The sequence below is a fragment of the Litorisediminivivens sp. KMU-197 genome (assembly GCF_056858395.1).
In genome coordinates, this window is sequence record NZ_JBXEQG010000011.1 from 13,864 (window position 1) to 31,161 (window position 17,298).

17 protein-coding genes are annotated in these 17,298 nt (G+C 64.8%); 2 read left to right on the top strand and 15 right to left on the bottom strand.

Annotated elements, in window-relative coordinates:
• Positions 1 to 17: 17 nt before the first annotated feature.
• The 6 genes from lnt to AC04PT_RS17370 form a co-directional block, all read right to left on the bottom strand.
• A complete protein-coding gene (lnt, locus tag AC04PT_RS17345; RefSeq protein WP_482875001.1) occupies positions 18 to 1,547 on the bottom strand; it encodes an apolipoprotein N-acyltransferase in 1,530 nt (509 codons plus the stop codon).
• A gap of 7 nt (positions 1,548 to 1,554) precedes the next feature.
• Positions 1,555 to 2,472, bottom strand: a complete 918-nt coding sequence (locus AC04PT_RS17350; RefSeq protein ID WP_482875002.1) for a hemolysin family protein — start codon at positions 2,470 to 2,472, stop codon at positions 1,555 to 1,557.
• A gap of 29 nt (positions 2,473 to 2,501) precedes the next feature.
• The gene (gene ybeY / locus AC04PT_RS17355) at positions 2,502 to 3,008 is read right to left on the bottom strand and encodes an rRNA maturation RNase YbeY (protein WP_482875003.1); all 507 of its coding nucleotides are present in this window, start codon (positions 3,006 to 3,008) and stop codon (positions 2,502 to 2,504) included.
• Positions 3,009 to 3,067: 59 nt separating this feature from the next.
• Positions 3,068 to 4,078 carry a PhoH family protein gene (locus AC04PT_RS17360; RefSeq protein WP_482875004.1) on the bottom strand — a complete coding sequence of 337 codons (1,011 nt, stop codon included), beginning with the start codon at positions 4,076 to 4,078 and terminating at the stop codon, positions 3,068 to 3,070.
• Between the two features lie 142 nt (positions 4,079 to 4,220).
• Positions 4,221 to 4,532 carry a hypothetical protein gene (locus AC04PT_RS17365; RefSeq protein ID WP_482875005.1) on the bottom strand — a complete coding sequence of 104 codons (312 nt, stop codon included), beginning with the start codon at positions 4,530 to 4,532 and terminating at the stop codon, positions 4,221 to 4,223.
• Positions 4,533 to 4,546: 14 nt separating this feature from the next.
• Positions 4,547 to 5,143, bottom strand: coding sequence for an OmpA family protein (locus tag AC04PT_RS17370; RefSeq protein ID WP_482875006.1), 597 nt, complete (start codon positions 5,141 to 5,143; stop codon positions 4,547 to 4,549).
• Positions 5,144 to 5,617: 474 nt separating this feature from the next.
• Between AC04PT_RS17370 and AC04PT_RS17375 the strand changes: the two genes are divergently transcribed.
• The gene (locus tag AC04PT_RS17375) at positions 5,618 to 5,959 is read left to right on the top strand and encodes a hypothetical protein (protein ID WP_482875007.1); all 342 of its coding nucleotides are present in this window, start codon (positions 5,618 to 5,620) and stop codon (positions 5,957 to 5,959) included.
• Between the two features lie 59 nt (positions 5,960 to 6,018).
• On the opposite strand, the gene miaB is transcribed toward AC04PT_RS17375, so the two are convergent.
• Positions 6,019 to 7,338 carry a tRNA (N6-isopentenyl adenosine(37)-C2)-methylthiotransferase MiaB gene (miaB, locus tag AC04PT_RS17380; protein WP_482875008.1) on the bottom strand — a complete coding sequence of 440 codons (1,320 nt, stop codon included), beginning with the start codon at positions 7,336 to 7,338 and terminating at the stop codon, positions 6,019 to 6,021.
• 105 nt (positions 7,339 to 7,443) lie between these two features.
• Between miaB and AC04PT_RS17385 the strand changes: the two genes are divergently transcribed.
• Entirely contained in the window at positions 7,444 to 8,310 is an 867-nt protein-coding gene (locus AC04PT_RS17385) for a hypothetical protein (protein WP_482875009.1), read from the top strand.
• Between the two features lie 51 nt (positions 8,311 to 8,361).
• On the opposite strand, the gene AC04PT_RS17390 is transcribed toward AC04PT_RS17385, so the two are convergent.
• From AC04PT_RS17390 to AC04PT_RS17425, 8 genes are all read right to left on the bottom strand, one after another.
• Complete coding sequence (locus AC04PT_RS17390) at positions 8,362 to 8,841, bottom strand: Lrp/AsnC family transcriptional regulator (protein ID WP_482875010.1); 480 nt, start codon at positions 8,839 to 8,841, stop codon at positions 8,362 to 8,364.
• Between the two features lie 3 nt (positions 8,842 to 8,844).
• The gene (locus tag AC04PT_RS17395; protein WP_482875011.1) at positions 8,845 to 9,822 is read right to left on the bottom strand and encodes a cyclodeaminase; all 978 of its coding nucleotides are present in this window, start codon (positions 9,820 to 9,822) and stop codon (positions 8,845 to 8,847) included.
• The gene (eutB, locus tag AC04PT_RS17400) at positions 9,812 to 10,813 is read right to left on the bottom strand and encodes a hydroxyectoine utilization dehydratase EutB (protein WP_482875012.1); all 1,002 of its coding nucleotides are present in this window, start codon (positions 10,811 to 10,813) and stop codon (positions 9,812 to 9,814) included. Before eutB ends, AC04PT_RS17395 begins: the two co-directional genes overlap by 11 nt.
• A gap of 654 nt (positions 10,814 to 11,467) precedes the next feature.
• Positions 11,468 to 12,364, bottom strand: a complete 897-nt coding sequence (locus AC04PT_RS17405) for a homocysteine S-methyltransferase family protein (protein WP_482875014.1) — start codon at positions 12,362 to 12,364, stop codon at positions 11,468 to 11,470.
• 73 nt (positions 12,365 to 12,437) lie between these two features.
• The gene (locus AC04PT_RS17410; protein WP_482875015.1) at positions 12,438 to 14,876 is read right to left on the bottom strand and encodes a GcvT family protein; all 2,439 of its coding nucleotides are present in this window, start codon (positions 14,874 to 14,876) and stop codon (positions 12,438 to 12,440) included.
• A 20-nt stretch (positions 14,877 to 14,896) separates the two neighbouring features.
• A complete protein-coding gene (locus AC04PT_RS17415) occupies positions 14,897 to 15,463 on the bottom strand; it encodes a helix-turn-helix domain-containing protein (RefSeq protein ID WP_482875016.1) in 567 nt (188 codons plus the stop codon).
• 142 nt (positions 15,464 to 15,605) lie between these two features.
• A complete protein-coding gene (locus tag AC04PT_RS17420; protein ID WP_482875017.1) occupies positions 15,606 to 16,103 on the bottom strand; it encodes a GAF domain-containing protein in 498 nt (165 codons plus the stop codon).
• Between the two features lie 10 nt (positions 16,104 to 16,113).
• Positions 16,114 to 17,298: an amino acid aminotransferase gene (locus AC04PT_RS17425; protein ID WP_482875018.1), complete on the bottom strand. Its 1,185-nt coding sequence runs from the start codon at positions 17,296 to 17,298 to the stop codon at positions 16,114 to 16,116.

The window sequence follows — 17,298 nt, forward strand, 5'->3', positions numbered from 1 at the left end:
CTTCACCCGGACCGAGGTCAACCGGATACGCGGCGACGGCGCCAGAATGCGCCCAGCCAGAGCGCTATCAGCAACACCGAAACCGGCAGGTCCCCGATGCGGGCGTAAAGGGTTGGCGGCAGCGCTGGTGGCAGCGCGGCATCCAGATAGCCCGCCGCGTTCAAGGGCAGCGAAGCGGTGACGCGGCCCTTGGCGTCGATCACCGCCGAGACGCCGGTGTTGGCCACCCGCACCATAGGTAGGCCGGTTTCGATGGCCCGCATCCGGGCCTGCGCGAGGTGCTGGTAGGGGCCGGTCAGCGCCCCGAACCATGCGTCGTTGGTAAGCTGCACCAGCATGTCGGGGCGGTCCGGGTGACGGGCGTAGGCGGGAAACACCGCTTCGTAGCAGATCAGCGGCAGGGCGCGGGCAATGCCGAGGTCGATCGCCTCCGGACCCGGCCCGGCGCTGTAGCCGGTGTCGACCCGCGCGGCGAGCCCGGAGATGCCGAGCCGTTGCCAGAAGCCGGGAAACGGCATGTATTCGCCAAATGGCACGAGGTGGAACTTGTCGTAGACCTGGCCCACCCGGCCGGCGGCATCGACATAGGCGGCGGAGTTGAAATAGCTGCGGCCCTCGGAGCGCTGGATGCCCAGCAGCAAGGGCACGCCGCGCGCTTCTTCGGAGATATAGGCCAGTGTCGGCCCGGCGTTTTCCAGCAGCACCGGCACCGCGCTTTCCGGCCAGAGGATCAGGTCGGGGCGCGGGCCTTCGGCAGAATAGGCGACCATGCGGTTGAAGAACACCGGGATCATCTCCGGATCCCACTTCTGATCTTGCGGAGCGTTGGGCTGCACCAGACGCAGCATTGGCGCATCCGCCGGCGGGGTCGCCGCCCCGTCTCCGTCCGCCTTTTGCAGGATCGCGGCACTCCAGAGCAGTGTCCCGATTACGACGGTTGCCCCCGCCACGCGGCCCGCCCTGCGCAGGGGCGCCGAGGGATCGGACCCGCGCCAGAGCCAGACCGGCAGCGCCGCCGTGCCCAGCGTCAGCGCGGTCAGCCCGTATGGGCCGACCCAGGCGGCGAGATGGGCCAATACGGTGTCGGTCCAGACATAGCCTACCAGCGCCCAGGGAAATCCGGTCAGCACGTATCCCCGCGCCAATTCAGCAAGGCCGAGCGTCAGGGCCAGCCCGAGCGGCCCGCCGCGGACGCGTGCGGCGGCCCAGAAGGCCAGCGCCCAGAACAAGGCGAGTCCTCCGGCGAGACCCACAAGCCCGAAGGGGGCGAGCCATCCGTAGAGTTCGGGCTCGATAAAGAAGGGCTCGACGATCCAGTTGAGCGCGGCGGCGAAATAGCCGGTCCCGGCGAGCCAGCCCATCCAGCCAGCCCGCCGCGGTGTCAGGGGCTGGCTGAACAGCGCGAAAAGTCCGATCAATGCCGCGAACGCCGGGACGTACCAGCCCAGCGGCGCCTGCCCGGCAGCCAGCACCGCACCACAGAGCACGCAGGCGACCAGCGACGGCCAGGCCCGTTGCCGGAGCCGGTCGAGGGACCGCTGCAACATCCCCGGCCTAACCGGCCTTGGCGTCTGCCGCGATATGGCCCGCGGGTTTCGGCGTGCCCTGCAACCGCACCCTCAGGCGCTTGATGCGGCGGGGGTCGGCGTCGACGACCTCGAACTCGGGCCCGTCGGGATGCGGCACCATTTCGCCACGCGCCGGCACATGACCGGCAAGCACGAAGACCAGCCCGCCGAGGGTATCGATTTCCTCGGCATCCACATCCTCGGTGGCGGTCAGGTCCATGCCGATTTCGGACTGGAACTCGTCGAGCGGGGTCTTGGCCAGCGCCAGGTAGGTGCCGCCCTTCTCGAGCGTCCAGAACTTGTCGTCCTCGGTGTCGTGTTCGTCCTCGATCTCGCCGATGACCTGTTCGATCAGGTCCTCGATGGTCACCAGCCCGTCGACACCGCCGTATTCGTCGATCACCAGCGCCATGTGGCGGCGTTCGGCCTGCATCTTGGTGAGCAGCACGCCGATGGTCATCGACGGCGGCACGTAGACCAGCGGCCGTAGCATCGCCTTGAGCGAAAACCGTCCGCCGCGGCCGTTGAAGCCGTGCTTGAGCGCGAAGTCCTTGAGGTGGACCATGCCGATCGGCGTGTCGAGCGTGCCGTTGTAGACCGGCAGGCGCGACAGCCCGCTTTCGCGGAACACATCCACCAGATCGTCGCGCGTGATGGTGATCGGCACCGCGATGATGTCGGCCTTCGGGATCGCCACGTCCTCGACCGTCAGGCGGCGCAGGTTGATCATGCCGTGGGTCTGCGGGGGCGGCGCCGGGGGGCTGCTGCCGTTGGGCCTGTCGGTGGTGTCCTCGGAGGGGGCGAAGGCCGCGAGGATGCGGCCGAAGAAACCGGATGTACTCGAAGGTTCTGATCCGTCCTGCGCGCTCTGCGCTGCGTTAGAGCCGGGGTCTGTGTCGTCCATTGTCCTGTCCGTCGCGGGCGGGGTGTGCCCTAATCTTCCCAATATGGGTCGGGAATACCCATTTTGCCAAGTATGGCACGCTCATGCGCCTCCATGACAGTGGCATCCTTGTCGCGGATATGGTCATAGCCGAGCAAGTGCAACACCCCGTGGACGATCAGATGCGTCACATGGGCGTCAATTCGCTTGTTCTGCGCTTCGGCCTCGCGGGTGCAGGTTTCGAAGGCGATGGCGATGTCGCCGAGAGGGTGCGGGTCCGCTTCGTCGCCTTCGCACGGCAGGTCGGGCGTGTCGCCCCCGGTCTCGGGCGACAGGTCCTCTTCGGGCCAGGACAGCACGTTGGTGGGCCGGGGCTTGCCGCGGAAGTTGGCGTTGAGCGCGGCGATGCGGGCATCGTCGCAGGCCAGGACGGCGATTTCGTAGTGGCTCGGCGCGAGACCGAGGTGGGCGAGCGTGGCTTGGGCGGCGGTCTCGGCCAGTGTGTCGAGACCGGCCTGCTGCCAGCGGGAGTCTTCGAAGATGATGTCTGTGAGCATGTGGCTGATCGCCGGGGCTCTGCCCCGGACCCCGGGATATTTTCGGCCAGAAGAAGCCGCTAGGGTGTCTCGGCGTCCTTGTCGTAGGCTTCAATGATGGCGGCGACCAGCGGGTGGCGCACCACATCCTTGGCGGTGAAGTAGTTGAAGGCGATGTTGGGGATGCGGTTCAGCAGACGCTCGGCGTCCTTGAGGCCCGACTGCACGCCGCGCGGCAGGTCGACCTGCGTGCGGTCGCCGGTGATCACCATGCGCGAGCCTTCGCCCAGCCGCGTCAGGAACATCTTCATCTGCATCGAGGTGGCGTTCTGCGCTTCGTCAAGGACCACGAAGGCATTGGCCAGCGTGCGGCCGCGCATGAAGGCCAGCGGCGCGATCTCGATCTTCTTTTCCTCGATCAGCTTGCCCAGCTGCTTGGCGGGCAGGAAATCGTTCAGCGCGTCGTAGAGCGGCTGCATGTAGGGATCGACCTTGTCCTTCATGTCGCCGGGCAGGTAGCCGAGCTTTTCGCCGGCTTCCACGGCGGGGCGGCTGAGGATGATCTTGTCGACGTGACCGTTGATGAACATGTTCACGCCCACCGCGACCGCGAGATAGGTCTTGCCGGTGCCGGCAGGGCCGATGCCGAAGGCCATTTCGTTTTCGAAAAGCGCGCGGACATACGCCTTCTGCGCGTCGGTGCGCGGCTCGACCAGTTTCTTGCGGGTCTTGATCTCGACCTGGCCCTTCGGGAACATGTCGAGTTGGTCGCCGTCGCGGGCGCCTTCCTCTTCGGAGCCCATGCGAAGTTCGCGGTCGATATCGGCGGTTTCCACCGGGCGCCCCGCTTCCAGCCGTTCGTAAAGCGCGGTCAGCACCTCGGCGGCTTCGGCGCGGGCCTCGGGTTCGCCGAGAACGGCCAGTTGGTTGCCGCGGCGCAGGATCTGAACCGACACCCGTGATTCGATGGCGGCGAGGTTGCGGTCGAACTCTCCGCAGAGGTCGATAAGAAGCCTGTTGTCCGGAAATTCGAGCACCGTTTCCTGAAGCGTGTCAGGCGCGATCGGGTCATCAAGATGCGGTGCGGCCAAGGAGGTCTCCCTCTTATATATTGAGCCCAGCAAAACGCAGACGGCGTGGCTTGGCAAGGGGCACCTTGCGGTTTCTCGGGCCCGTGTCACGAAAAACAGCCGCGGCTTGCACCGCGGCTGCGTCCTGCACGGTTTCGGGCGGTCAGTTGGGGTCGCGGATCGGCGAGCCGCCCTTGAAGTCACCGGCGGTATAGGTGGGCGGCGCGACGCCCGAGCATACCGGCTTGCCGTATCGGTCGAGACGGTTGACCTGATAGCCTTCGACCCCGTCGTCCGAAATCCAGTGATCGCAGCCATCGGGATCGACGTAGACGCCCCATTTGAGGGTCTTCAGCGAGTGTTCGTTGATGCCGCGATCGATCGACTTGTTGGGGCCATAGCCGCGCAGGCCCTCGTCACAGGCCGAGACTACGAAGCCCAGCGACAGGGCGGCAGCGAGTTTGACGATCTTCATGTCTGCTTGTCCCTTCACTGGAAGCACAGGATTTCGACACGGCGGTTGCGGGCCATGCCCTCGCGCGTGCGGTTCGACGCGACCGGGGCGGTTTCGCCCATGCCGCGCACATCGACGATCTTGGCGCCGGCCGACTGCGCGACCCGGGCCACCGCATTGGCGCGGTTGTGGCTCAGGCGCATGTTGTATTCGTGGCTGGCGCGGCTGTCGGTGTGGCCGACGATGGTATAGGCGAAGGCGGTCGAGCTTTGGAAGAACTCGCGCAGGCGGGCCTTGCCGTTGGCATGGATACGATAGCTGTCGGTGGCGAAGAACTGATCGGTGTTGACCAGGCCGCAGGGGGTCACGTCGTGACAAATAGGTGTGCCCTTGCGCGTCAGCCGATTCGAGGCATAGCCCTCGGCGCCGTCATCGGCGGCCCAGACTTCACAACCGTCCGGCGTCAGCACGATCTCGGGCACGTATTGGCCCCGGTCACGCCCCTGCTGCGACGGCGTATCGCGTGAAAAGGTCTGCGCGTCGGCGGCGCCGGCGGATACCAGCGCTGCGATCACCGCGAAGGCGCAACCGGTGGCAGCGGTGCGCAAAGCCTTGGTCTTCAATGTCCCCACAACTCTGTCCCTTGTTCCAATTGGTCCCCGTCCCCCCGACCGAAAGAATCGGAACGGTCGAGTTCAACTCTTGTTACTTTCGGCACTCTAGCAAACATTCGCGACCTGTGAAGGAGGAAAACCAGATATTGCGGGCACTTGGCGGGTCCCACGCTATATCCGCCCCATTTTGCGACAGGACCGGCCTGAAGAGTTCACAAATTTTCAGGCGGTTATCCGGGGCGCGAAACATCACCGGGATGCATTCGCGCAACCGAAAAGGGCAATATTGCCTATCGCGCAGGGACAATTTCGGAAACCCGGCCGGATTGGCGCAAGATCAGCGACAGTAGACGAATCTTCTTTGGAAAGCATCGGCTTCGGCCTATTCTGACTGGAGTCTCGCCAATGTCGTGCCACCGCGTGTCTGCGCCTGGCGGCATTTGGCGCGTGCGGGCCGAAGAATTGGCCAGGATCCTGGGTTAGGGTAATGACATGAAAAAAACGATTGTACTCGCTGCGCTCTGCGCGGCTCTCGCGGCCCCGGCCTTTGCTGGCGGCAAACACAAGCACCGGGACCACGGCGCCTATGGTGCGACTGGCAACAAGATCGTGGTGAGCTGCTTCCGCGGCCCCTGGACCGAGGTGATCTGGGACCGTCCGAACGCCGTATTCATCGACAGCCTGGTGTCGGTTGGTTATGACTTTTCGACCGCGCATGCGATCGGCGAGCGAGTTTGCCGCGACAAGGCGCTTGTCGGCGATTCCGAGGCCCTCAAGGCCACCATGCGCCAGATCTACAACGACCGCGCGTCGCACCGGCGTCACAACCGCTAAGCCGGTCGTCGGGTCAGAACTGAAAAGGCGGGCTTCGGCCCGCCTTTTTCATTGCCGAGTCAGACCAGCACGCCCGCGAGCGAGTTGGTGCCGCTGTCGATGATCCGCACTTTCGCAATGTCGCCGCGCGCTTTGTCGGCGTCGGCCACATGCACCGCGTGGAGATATTCGGACTTGCCCACCATCTGTCCGGGATGGCGGCCCTCTTTTTCGAACAGGACCGAGACCTCGCGGCCGACCATCGCGTCCTGCAGGCTGCGCTGCTGCTCGGTGATCAGCGCCTGCAAGCGCTGGAGCCGGTCGGCCTTGACGTCTTCCGCTACCTGATCGCGCTCGGCGGCCGGGGTGCCGGGGCGGGTGGAGTACTTGAACGAGAACGCGGTGCCGTATTGCGCGGCGCGCACGATGTCGAGCGTGGCCTGAAAGTCCTCTTCGGTTTCTTCCGGGAAGCCGACGATGAAGTCACCGGACAGGTGCAGATCGGGACGTGCGGCGCGCAGACGCTCGATCAGGCGCAGATAGCTTTCGGCGGTGTGCTGCCGGTTCATGCGCTTGAGGATCTTGTCGGACCCGGCCTGCACGGGCAGGTGCAGGTAGGGCATCAGCTTGGCGCAGTCCGCATGTGCGGCGATCAGGTCATCGGACATGTCGTTGGGGTGGCTGGTGGTGTAGCGGATGCGTTCCAGCCCGTCGATGCCGGAGAGCCCCTCGATCAGCCGTGCCAGCGACCAGTCGCCGTCCGACCCCGCGCCATGGTAGGCGTTGACGTTCTGGCCCAGCAAGGTGACTTCGCGCACCCCGCGTTCAACAAGGTCGCGCGCCTCGGTCAGCACTTGGCTGACCGGCCGCGAGACCTCGGCCCCTCGGGTGTAGGGCACCACGCAGAAAGCGCAGAACTTGTCGCAGCCTTCCTGCACGGTGAGAAAGGCGGTGGGGCCGCGCTTGGCCTTGGGCCGCGGTTTCAGCTGTTCGAACTTGTCCTCTTCGGGGAAGTCGGTGTCGAGCGCCTTGACGCCCTCACGGGTCCTGGCCTCCATTTCGGGCAGGCGGTGATAGCTTTGCGGGCCGACCACCAGATCGACCAGCGGCTGGCGGCGCATGATCTCTTCGCCCTCGGCCTGGGCGACGCAACCGGCGACACCGATCTTGAGGTCGGGCTTGTCCGCCTTGAGGCCCTTGTAACGTCCGAGTTCGGAATAGACCTTCTCGGCGGCCTTTTCGCGGATGTGGCAGGTGTTGAGCAGGATCATGTCGGCGTCGTCGGGTGTCTGGGTTTCGACATAGCCCTGTCCGCCCAGCGCCTCGGCCATGCGTTCGCTGTCGTAGACGTTCATCTGACAACCGTAGGTCTTGATGAAAAGCTTCTTGGGCTCGGACATGGCAGGGATTCCTCAGGCGGGTTCGAGGGCGCTGGGTACATCAAAACGGGTGCGTCTTGCAATGCACACAAAATTCACCGAGTCTGGCGCAAAACAGGGGCAGAGATGCAGTATTCGTCGCTTTCCGATTTCCTCGCCCGCGGCAAGGAGGCGCTGGTCAAGGGGCCCGTGGCACTGATCCTGTGCGAGGACGAGGCCGAGGTCGCCTCGACCCTGCGCCACCATGCCTACCAGGGGTTCAAGGCGGTGGTGGCCTTCATGCCCGAGCGGTTCACCCTGCCTGACGACCTCGACATGGTCCACCGCGTCGATCATTCACACGTGCGTGACGGCGGCATCGACACCATCGTCAACGCGGTGATCCCGGCGTCGGGGCCGATCTGGCTGTATTATTGCTACAACGCCGAGTACCTGTTCTATCCGTTCTGCGAAACGCGCACGATCGGCGAGATGCTGGCCTTTCACACCGAGGAACGGCGCGACGCGATGCTGAGCTTCGTGATCGACCTTTATGCGCGGGACCTTGGCCGCTTCGGCAATGCCGTGTCGCTGGATCAGGCGCATATCGACCGGACCGGGTATTATGCCTTGGCGCGGCCGGACCCAGCGAACCACAACCACCCCAAGGAGCGGCAGCTTGATTTTCACGGCGGGCTGCGCTGGCGCTACGAGGAGCATGTTCCCCCGGCACGCCGCAAGATCGACCGGATCTCGCTGTTCCGGGCGCGGCCGGGGCTGAAGATGCGCGCCGATTACACCTTTTCCGACGAGGAATATAATACCTACTCCTGCCCGTGGCACCACAACCTGACGGCGGCGGTGGCCTCGTTCCGGACGGCGAAGGCGCTGAAGCTGAACCCCGGGTCGACCTACGACATCCCGACGTTCACATGGCACAACTCGGTGCCGTTCGAGTGGCATTCACGGCAGTTGCTGGACTTGGGGCTGATGGAACCGGGGCAGTGGTTCTAAGGATTTCGCGCCCGGACGCCCAGTCGCGCCGAGGCGGACAGCCGTGACGACCTATTCCTTGCCCAGTAGCACATCCAGCGGTGGCGGCGCATCGCCCTTCACCGCCTTGGTCACGATGTAGGAATAGTACCGCGCCAGCCCGATCTCGCGCTCCAGCAGATCGTCCATCAGCCGCTGGAAACCGTCCACGTCGCGGCTGGTGATCTGAAGCAGATAATCGTAGCCGCCGCCCAGCGCCCAGCAGCCGGTGATTTCGTCCACGTCACGTATAGCGGCCTCGAAGCGCTGGAAGCTGGCAGCGGTGTGATCCTTAAGCTCGGCCACCACGAAGACGCGCGCATAGGGCGCGATGCGGCGCAGGTCGAGCCGGGCTGTGTAGCCTTCGATCACGCCGCTGCCTTCCAGCCTGCGCAGGCGGTTCCAGCACGGCGTCGGTGACAGGTTCACCCGATCGGCCAATGCCGCCTTGGAGATGCGGCCTTCGCGCAGAAGCACCTTGAGGATGTCGATGTCGCGGGGGTCCAGCGCCATCGGTCAGGCCCGCACGATGGTGCCGGCCGCGCCGAGGTGGGCGAAAGCGTGGGTGGCGATGGCTGTGTCCTGGGCGCCGGTGCCCGTCAGGTCGCAGATGGTCGTCGCGGGGCGCGTCGCAAGGGGCTTGGCAATGATTTCGCCCAGTTCGGGCGGGTCGCCCTTGATCCAGAGACCTGCGGCGTGGGCGGCGCGAAGTTCGCCCAGCGCCGCGCATTGGTTGACCCGGTCGCAGACGTAGAGACCGACCGCGGCCAGCGCCCCGGGCGCGATTTCGCATTTGCCGGCCTGGTCCGACCCCATGGCGGTGATGTGCAGGTTATCGTGGAGCCAATCCGCCTGAACCAGCGGCTCGCGCGAAGGTGTCGTGGTGACGACAAGCTGGCTTTCTCGGACGACGGCTTCGGGTGTTTCGGCCACTGACGCCTCGACATCCAACGCCTTGCGGAGGTCTGCGGCGCAGATCTCCGCCTTTGCAGCATCCCTGCCCCAGATCAGCACCCTCTTGAAGGGCCGCACCAGATACGCCGCCTGCATCTGCAAACGCGCCTGCACGCCGGTGCCGATCACGCCGGCAGTCCCGACCTCTGCCGGCGCGAGGTGGCGGGCGGCGACTGCACCTGCGGCAGCGGTGCGGATATCGGTGAGATAGCCATTGTCGAGAAAGACGGCCTCGACCAGCCCGGTCCTTGCGGAGAACAGGATCATCAACCCGTTCAGCGATGGCAGGCCCAGCTTGGGGTTGTCGAAGAAGCCCGGGCTGACCTTGATGGCGAAACCGTCGAAGCCGGGGATATAGGCGGTCTTGACGTCAACCTCGCCGTGGGCCTCCGTCAACTCCATCGAAAGCACCGGCGGCATGATGACCCCACCCTGCGCCAAGGCGCGGAAGGCGCATTCGACCACGTCGATGGTCGCGAGGTCCAGCCGTACCACTTCGCGCAACTCGGGTTCTGTCACGATGCGGATGTCACGGCTCATATCTTCGTCCCTTCACCAGCAGGTCACCCAAGCGCACGTCCTGCCCGGTCACGACGGCGGTGAACTGCGCCATATCGACATTGCGCCCGGTCAGAACCGTCGCGGTTGGCCCCTTGGGCGAGACCTTGCCGGACAGGCAGGCCGCGAGGCCCACGACGGCGGCGCCCTCGGCCACCAGACGGTCCTCGTGGTAAAGCGTCTGCATGGCTTGATAGATCTCTGGCTCGGTGACAAGCACGACCTCGTCCAGCAGGTCGCGGCAGAGCGAAAAGGACAGGCGGTTGTCCAGGCCAATGCCACCGCCGAGGCTGTCGGCGAGGCTGGCGACCTCTGTGACTTCGACCGGTTGCCCTGCGCGGATCGAGGCCTGCATAGCGGCGCCCCGGTCCATGCTGACGCCAACCAGCCGGATGTCCGGCTTGATGGCGCGTGCAGCCACCGCGATTCCCGCCGCCAGACCGCCGCCCGAGAGCGGGATCAGGAGCGTTTCCAGATCGGGCCGCGCGGCGAGCATCTCGAGCCCGATGGTCCCCTGCCCGGCAATCACCGCAGCGTCGTCGAAGGGCGAGATGCCGACGAGGCCTTCTTCGGTTTCGAGCCGCAGGCTTTCGGCTTGGGCGTCATCCTGTGACCGGCCGTAAATGCGCACCTCGGCGCCCAGCGCGCGGATGCCGCCCACCTTGGATTCGGGTACCAGCGCCGACATGCAGATCACCGCACGCAGTCCCTGCCGTGCCGCGGCCCAAGCGACGCCGCGCCCGTGATTGCCGGTCGAGCAGCAGGTGACGCCGGCGACGCCGTCGGGCAAGGAAAGCATGGCGTTGAGCGCGCCACGAAGCTTGAAGGCCCCGATGGGTTGCGTGATCTCGAGCTTGAGCAGGAAATCCTGTCCGGTGACGCGCGTCATGACGGGCGACGGCACCAGCGGCGTGGCGTCCGCAAGGCCCCTGATTTTTGCCTGTGCCGCAAGGATATGCGCGAGTGTCACCATGATGGGCAAAGGGTTTCATGCAGGCCTGCGGATTGCAAGAATGCCCGTTTCGCATGGGGTGGGCGACCGCAGGGTCAGGGCCTTGCGCATTAACCAAAAACGACTGCCGCGGATAAAAAAAATCGACACTTCTTATTCAGTGTGAAACTTGCGTTAATTGGCGTTCTAAATCACGCAATTCAGTGCCGACCCTTATTGACGGCAGGTGAACGAGCCCATACATCAGCATTGCGGATTGCTGGATATCCGGGAATGAGATTGCAGGGTCAGCGCAACGCTGATTCGCGCAAGCATTTGATTTTACGAGTTTGATGTTGTATCCGGCAATCCCACCATACGCCTTTAAGACGTGCGGCGATCGAGCGGAGATTTCATAATCTATACAGTGGGATGAGAAAATATCCCCTACGAATGCAGGAACACGATCGAGGTATTTTCCACGATTTTGAGTTAGCGCCGATTCTTCTCCGATTCGATATTAATAAATACTGCGAAAATAACCGGATGGTCGTGGGTCTTGATTACGCAGCATTGCATGACCCCCGCGCCGGAAATTTTCGGGCCCTGATTAAGCCATGCCGGCGCCGCCAGCCAAGGCCGGCACCTGCGTGGCACTGTCGCCGGTTTCCGGATGGTTATTAAGCAACCTTAGGATCAGGTGATGGTATGGCCGTCGGCGGTCAGACGGTTGGCGATCTTGGCAATATGGGCGGGGCCGACCTCGCAGCAGCCACCGACGATGGTGGCGCCGTGTGCGACCCATTGCATGGCGTGGTCGGCGTAGCTTTCCGGGCCCATGTCTCGGCGGGCAGAGAGCGCATCGACGGTGGGGTTGGCCTTGAGGAAGTCCTTGGTGATCTGGGTGAAACCGTTGGCATAGGCGCCATAGGGCAGACCTGCACCGGCAAGAGGGTCGAGCGCGGCGGCAATGGCTTCGGGCGCGGAGCAGTTGGCGAGGACGGCAGAGGCGCCGAGGTCGGCGGCGATGCCCGCAGCCTCGGACAGGGGTTCGCCGGAGCGCAGGATCGTGCCCTCCTCGTCATCGACCGTACAGGCGAGCCAGACCGGTTTGCCCATTGGCACGGTTGCCGTGAGGATGTCGCGGGCGTGGGCCAGCGAAGCCACGGTTTCACAAAGGATGAGGTCCGCACGGGGTGCGAGGATCTGGCCGATTTCGATGTAGATGGCCTGCGCCGTGTCCTTGTCCGGGTGCAGATCGGGGCGGTAAGACGCGCCGATGGGACCGATGGCGCCGGCAATCCGGCCGGAGCCATGGGCCTTGCGGGCGGCTTCGGCTTCGGAAAGGGCCTTGTCGTGAAGCTCGGCGAACTTTTCCTCGATACCTGCGTGGCGCAGGCGGTCGCGGAGGATCGCGTAGGTGTTGGCGGTGGCGATGGTCGCGCCGGCGTTGAAGAAATCTGTATGGACCTCCGCCACCAGACCGGCGTGGTCGAGCATGATCTGGGTGGACCACAGCGCGGTCGGCTTGTCACCAGCGCGGCGGACGAGTTCCTGCCCCATGCCACCGTCAAGCAGTGTGATCTCGGTCATCTCATGGCTCCCGTAGAGTGGGGGCTTCGGCTGCCCCCGGGCGTCGTTGCGAACAGAAGGAGGACTGGATCGGTCATGCGCGGAGCCGTTCGTTGCCGGGGTCCCAAAGCGGCGCGTCGGATTGCACCTTTGCCTTGCAGCGCTGGCCGTAGATGTCGACCTCGAGCGGGGTGCCGGGATCGGTGCGATCGGTCCGCAGCATGGCCAGGGCGATGGAGCCGCCGACACGGTAGCCCCAGTCGCCGGAGGTAACCTCGCCGACGATTTCGTCTCCGCTCCAGACGGTGGCCATGTAGGGCGCGTCGCAGTCGCCCGCGTCGATCTTCAGCGGCACGCAGCGCTTGGCGGAGCCTTGTTGCTTCTCGGCCTCCAGCGCGGCCTTGCCGGGAAAGTCCTTGGACCAGTCGATGAAGCGGTCGAGACTGCCTTCGAGCAAGGAATAGTCGGTGGAGAGGTCGCCTTTCCATGCCCGGTAGCCCTTTTCGAGGCGCAGCGCATTGAGGGCGTACATGCCGAAGGGTCTTGCTCCGGCGTCGGTGACGGCATCCCAGATCGCGGGGGCATCGTCCGGAGCGCAGTGGATTTCCCAGCCGAGTTCGCCGGCGAATGAGACACGGATCAGGGCGCAGGGTTTGCCTGACACCGTCCCCTCGAAGCTGACCGAAAGCCAGGGTTTCGACAGGTCATGGCCGTCGGTCAGCGGTGCGAGGATGTCGCGCGCCTTGGGGCCGGTGACTAGCAGGCATTCGGCTTCATCGGTATGGTCGGTGACGGTGATGCCGTCCGGGGCCTGACGCGACAGGTGCTCGGCGTCGTGCCATTGGGCCGTGGCGGCGGTAATCAGGCCGACCTCGTCGTCCCCATGCACCATGGCCGACATCTCGGTGACAATGCGGCCGCGGTCATCGGGGAAGTACGCCAGCCCGATGCGGCCCTCACTCGGCAGGCGCGACGCGGTGAGGCCGTCGACGAAATCCCGCGCGCCGGGACCTTCGACCTTGAGGCGGGTGAAGCCGGAGATGGCGAGGATACCGCAATGGTCGCGGACGGCTTCGCATTCCTCTTTCACTCGGGCCGCCCAGGGGCCGTTGCGCCGCCAGGTCTGGGTGGCTTCCTCCGACGTATCGTCGCCGGTCTTCGCGAACCAATTCGCGCGCTCCCAACCGTTGTAGGCGCCGAACTGTGCGCCCGCCGCTTCGAGCCGCGAATGCAGCGTCGAAAGCCGCTTGCCGCGACCGGCGGGCCAGGTGTGATGCGGGAAGTGCATTGCATATTCGTGCCCGTAGGTTTCCACCGCCTTGGCATCCGCATAGTCCTGATCGACGTAGTCGGTGTAGCGGCGCGGATCGACGGCCCACATGTCCCATTCGGTCTGGCCTTCGGTGACCCATTCCGCCAGCACCTTGCCCGCCCCGCCGGCCTGGGTGATACCGAAGGTGAAGACGCAGGCCTCGTAGGCATCCGGCACGCCGGGCATGGGCCCCAAGAGGGGCAGCCCATCGGGGGCATAGGGGATCGGGCCGTTGATAACGCGGCCGACGCCGGATTGGCCCAGCAGCGGCACGCGCGCCATGGCGTCCTCGATGTACCATTCCAGCCGTTCAAGGTCGTCGGGATAAAGCTGGAACGAGAAGTCCTCGGGCATGGGATCGTCAGGCGTGACCCAATGCGCCTTGCAGTTGCGCTCATAGGGGCCGAGGTTGAGGCCGAATTTCTCTTGCCGCAGGTAGTAGGAGCTGTCGACGTCGCGCAGGAGCGGCAGCTTGCCGTTCTCTTTGCTCCATTCCTCCAACTCGGCCACCGGCTCGGTCAGGAAATACTGGTGGCTCATCACCGTCATCGGCACGGTACGGCCGCCGTAGGGCTTGAACCATTCGCCGACGCGTTGGGCATAGTAGCCGGCGGCGTTCACCACCTTTTCACATTCGATATCGCCCTTTTCGGTGTGCACGATCCAGCGATCGTCCTTGCGGGTGACGCCGGTCGCGGGGCAGAAGCGTTCGATGCGCGCGCCGGCCATACGCGCGCCCCTTGCCAGCGCCTGCGTCAACTGCGCCGGGTCGATATCGCCATCGTCTGGATCATAGAGCGCACCGGCGAGATCGTGGGTTTCGAGGAAGGGATAGCGGTCCTTGAGGTCGGAGACCTGCAACATTTCGAGCGACAAGCCCTGGTAGTTGGCCATCCCCATGGCGCGTTCGAACTCCATCATACGCTCTTTGCTGTGGCCAAGGCGGATCGAGCCCGTTACGTGGTAGTTCATGGGGTAGTCGACCTCGTCCGACAGCCGGCGGTAGAGGTCCAGCGAATAGCGCTGCATGTTCATCACCGCCCATGAGGTCGAGAACGACGGGCAGTTGCCGGCGGCGTGCCATGTAGAGCCGGCGGTCAGTTCGTTCTTTTCCAGCAGCACAACATCCCAGCCCGCCTTGGCGATGTGATAGGCGCAGGACGCGCCGACGGCACCGCCGCCGATGATGACGACGCGGGTCTTAGTGGGGAAATCTGCCATCTGCGGGACTCCTGTTACCGTCAGTAGACCGGCGGGGCGATCACCCAGATCGCGATGGCCGGTGTGTCGTTGGGATTGGCCCAGCGGAACGGCTCACCGCGAATGCGGAAGCTGTCGCCGGGATGAAGGGTGAAATGGCGCTCACCGATATGCAGGTCGAGCTGGCCGGAGATCAGGTAGCCGACCTCTTGCGTCGGGCGGGTGACCGGCTCGGCGAGTGCGCTGTGCGGCTGAAAGGTGGAATGCACCATCTCGAAATCGTCGGTCAGGTCAGGCGAGAGCAATTCCTCGACCAGCCCGGCCGCGCTGGAACCCAGCGGGCGGCGCGCCTTCTTGCGGACGATGTGACCGGCTTCCTCGGCGGGCGCGGCGGCCTGGCCGAAGAGCATCGACATCGGCACATCAAGCGCGGCGCCGATCTGGCGCAGGTCGGCGATGGAGGGTTCTGAGAGGTCGCGTTCGACCTGGCTCATCCAGCCGACGGAACGCCCGAGCCGTCTGGCCAGCCCGGCCAGCGTCAGTCCGCGCGCACGGCGCAGGGCGCGGAGATCGGCGCCAAGGCTCTGGCTGTGGGGCTGGTGCTGCACGACGGGCGGTCCGTGAAATTATTCTTGGTTTTTTCACGGTGGCGCGTGATGGGGATTCTTGCAAGTGAAAATTGGGTAGGTCTGTTTCCAGGCGTAGGCCGGGCTTCAGCCCGGCACCCGCGATGCCGGGCTGAAGCCCGGCCTACGGTGTCGGCATTTGGTCGTTGTTTTTGTCAGCCGTCTGGATTTTGGAAAAGGTCTGCTCAAGCAGCTCTGCCAGCCGCCGGGCATCTTCGGCGTCAAACGCCGCGGGCTGATCGCTGTCGATGTCCAGCACGCCGATCAGGGTGCCGTCACCGCGATGCACGGGCAGGACGATTTCGGACCGAGTGGAACTGGCGCAGGCGATATGGCCGGGGAAGGCATCGACGTCCTCGACCAGTTGCACCTCGCCGGTCCGGGCCGCCGCACCGCAGACCCCGCGCGAAAACGGGATTTGCAGGCAGCCATGGCCGCCCTGATACGGACCGATCTTCAGCAGTTCGGGCGCGGTGACGCGATAGAAGCCGGTCCAGTCGAAACGATCGTCGGCATGGTGCAGTTCGCAGGCCATGGTGGCCATCAGCGCGACCTCGTCGGTCTCGCCCTCGGTCAGCGCCGCGAGGGTGGCGCTGATCTGGTCATAGTCGATACGTGTCATCGCGGGCGGCTCAGATACCGACGTCGACGATGGCCTTGGCCAGCACCGGCACGGTGTGTTCGTTCAGACCGGCAATGTTCAGCCGGCTGTCGCCCACCATGTAGATCGCGTGATCCTGGCGCAGTCGCTCGACCTTCTCGGGCGTGGTGCCGAGACGCGAAAACATGCCGCGGTGATCGGCGATGAACCCGAACCGGTCCGATCCGCTGGCCTTTTGCAACTCGGAGGCCAGTTGTTCGCGCAGTTTCAGCATGCCGACGCGGATGTCTTCCAGTTCGGACTGCCAGTCGGCGCGGAGGTCTTCGTCGTTCAGCACCATGGTCACGAGGCGGGTGCCGTGGTCGGGCGGGAACGAGAAGTTCTGGCGGTTGAGGTGCGCCAGACCGCCCTCATGGATGTCGCGGCGGTCGGTGTCTTGCGAGATCGCCATCGCCAGCCCGGCCCGTTCGCGGTAGATGCCGAAATTCTTCGAGCACGACGCGGCGATCAGCAGTTCAGGGACGGATTTGGCCACGAGGCGAGTGCCGGCGGCGTCCTTGTCGAGACCGTCACCGAAGCCTTGGTAAGCGATGTCGATCATCGGGGTGGCGCCGGTTTTCAGCAGCAGGTCAACGACTTGCTGCCATTGCGTCAGGTTAAGGTTGGCGCCGGTTGGGTTGTGGCAGCAGCCGTGCAGCAACACCAGGTCGCCGGCCTTGGCTTCGGCCAGATCCGCCATCATGCCGTCAAAGTCGACCGCGCGGGTCTCGCTGTCGAAATAACGGTACGAAACGGTGGGCAGGCCCATGAACTTGAGGATCGACAGGTGATTAGGCCAGGTCGGATCCGAGACGAAGACCCGCACGTCGGGGTTGGCCATCCGCGCCAGCTCGAAACATTGGCGCACTGCGCCGGTGCCGCCGGGGGTGGCCGCGCCGGCGATGTTTTGGGCAGGGACCGCGTCGCCGAGGATCAGGCCGGCCAGCGCGTCGCGATAGGCCGGATCGCCGATCAGCCCGACGTAGGACTTGGTGTCCTCCTGCTCCCACAGCCGCTTTTCCGCAGCCTTGATGGCGCGGAAGATCGGAGTCTTGCCATCGGCATCCTTGTAGACGCCGACGCCGAGGTCGATCTTCTGCTGCCGCGGATCTTCGCGGTAGGTCTTCATCAGGCTGAGGATCTTGTCTTCGGGTTGCTTCTTCAGGTTCGAAAGCAT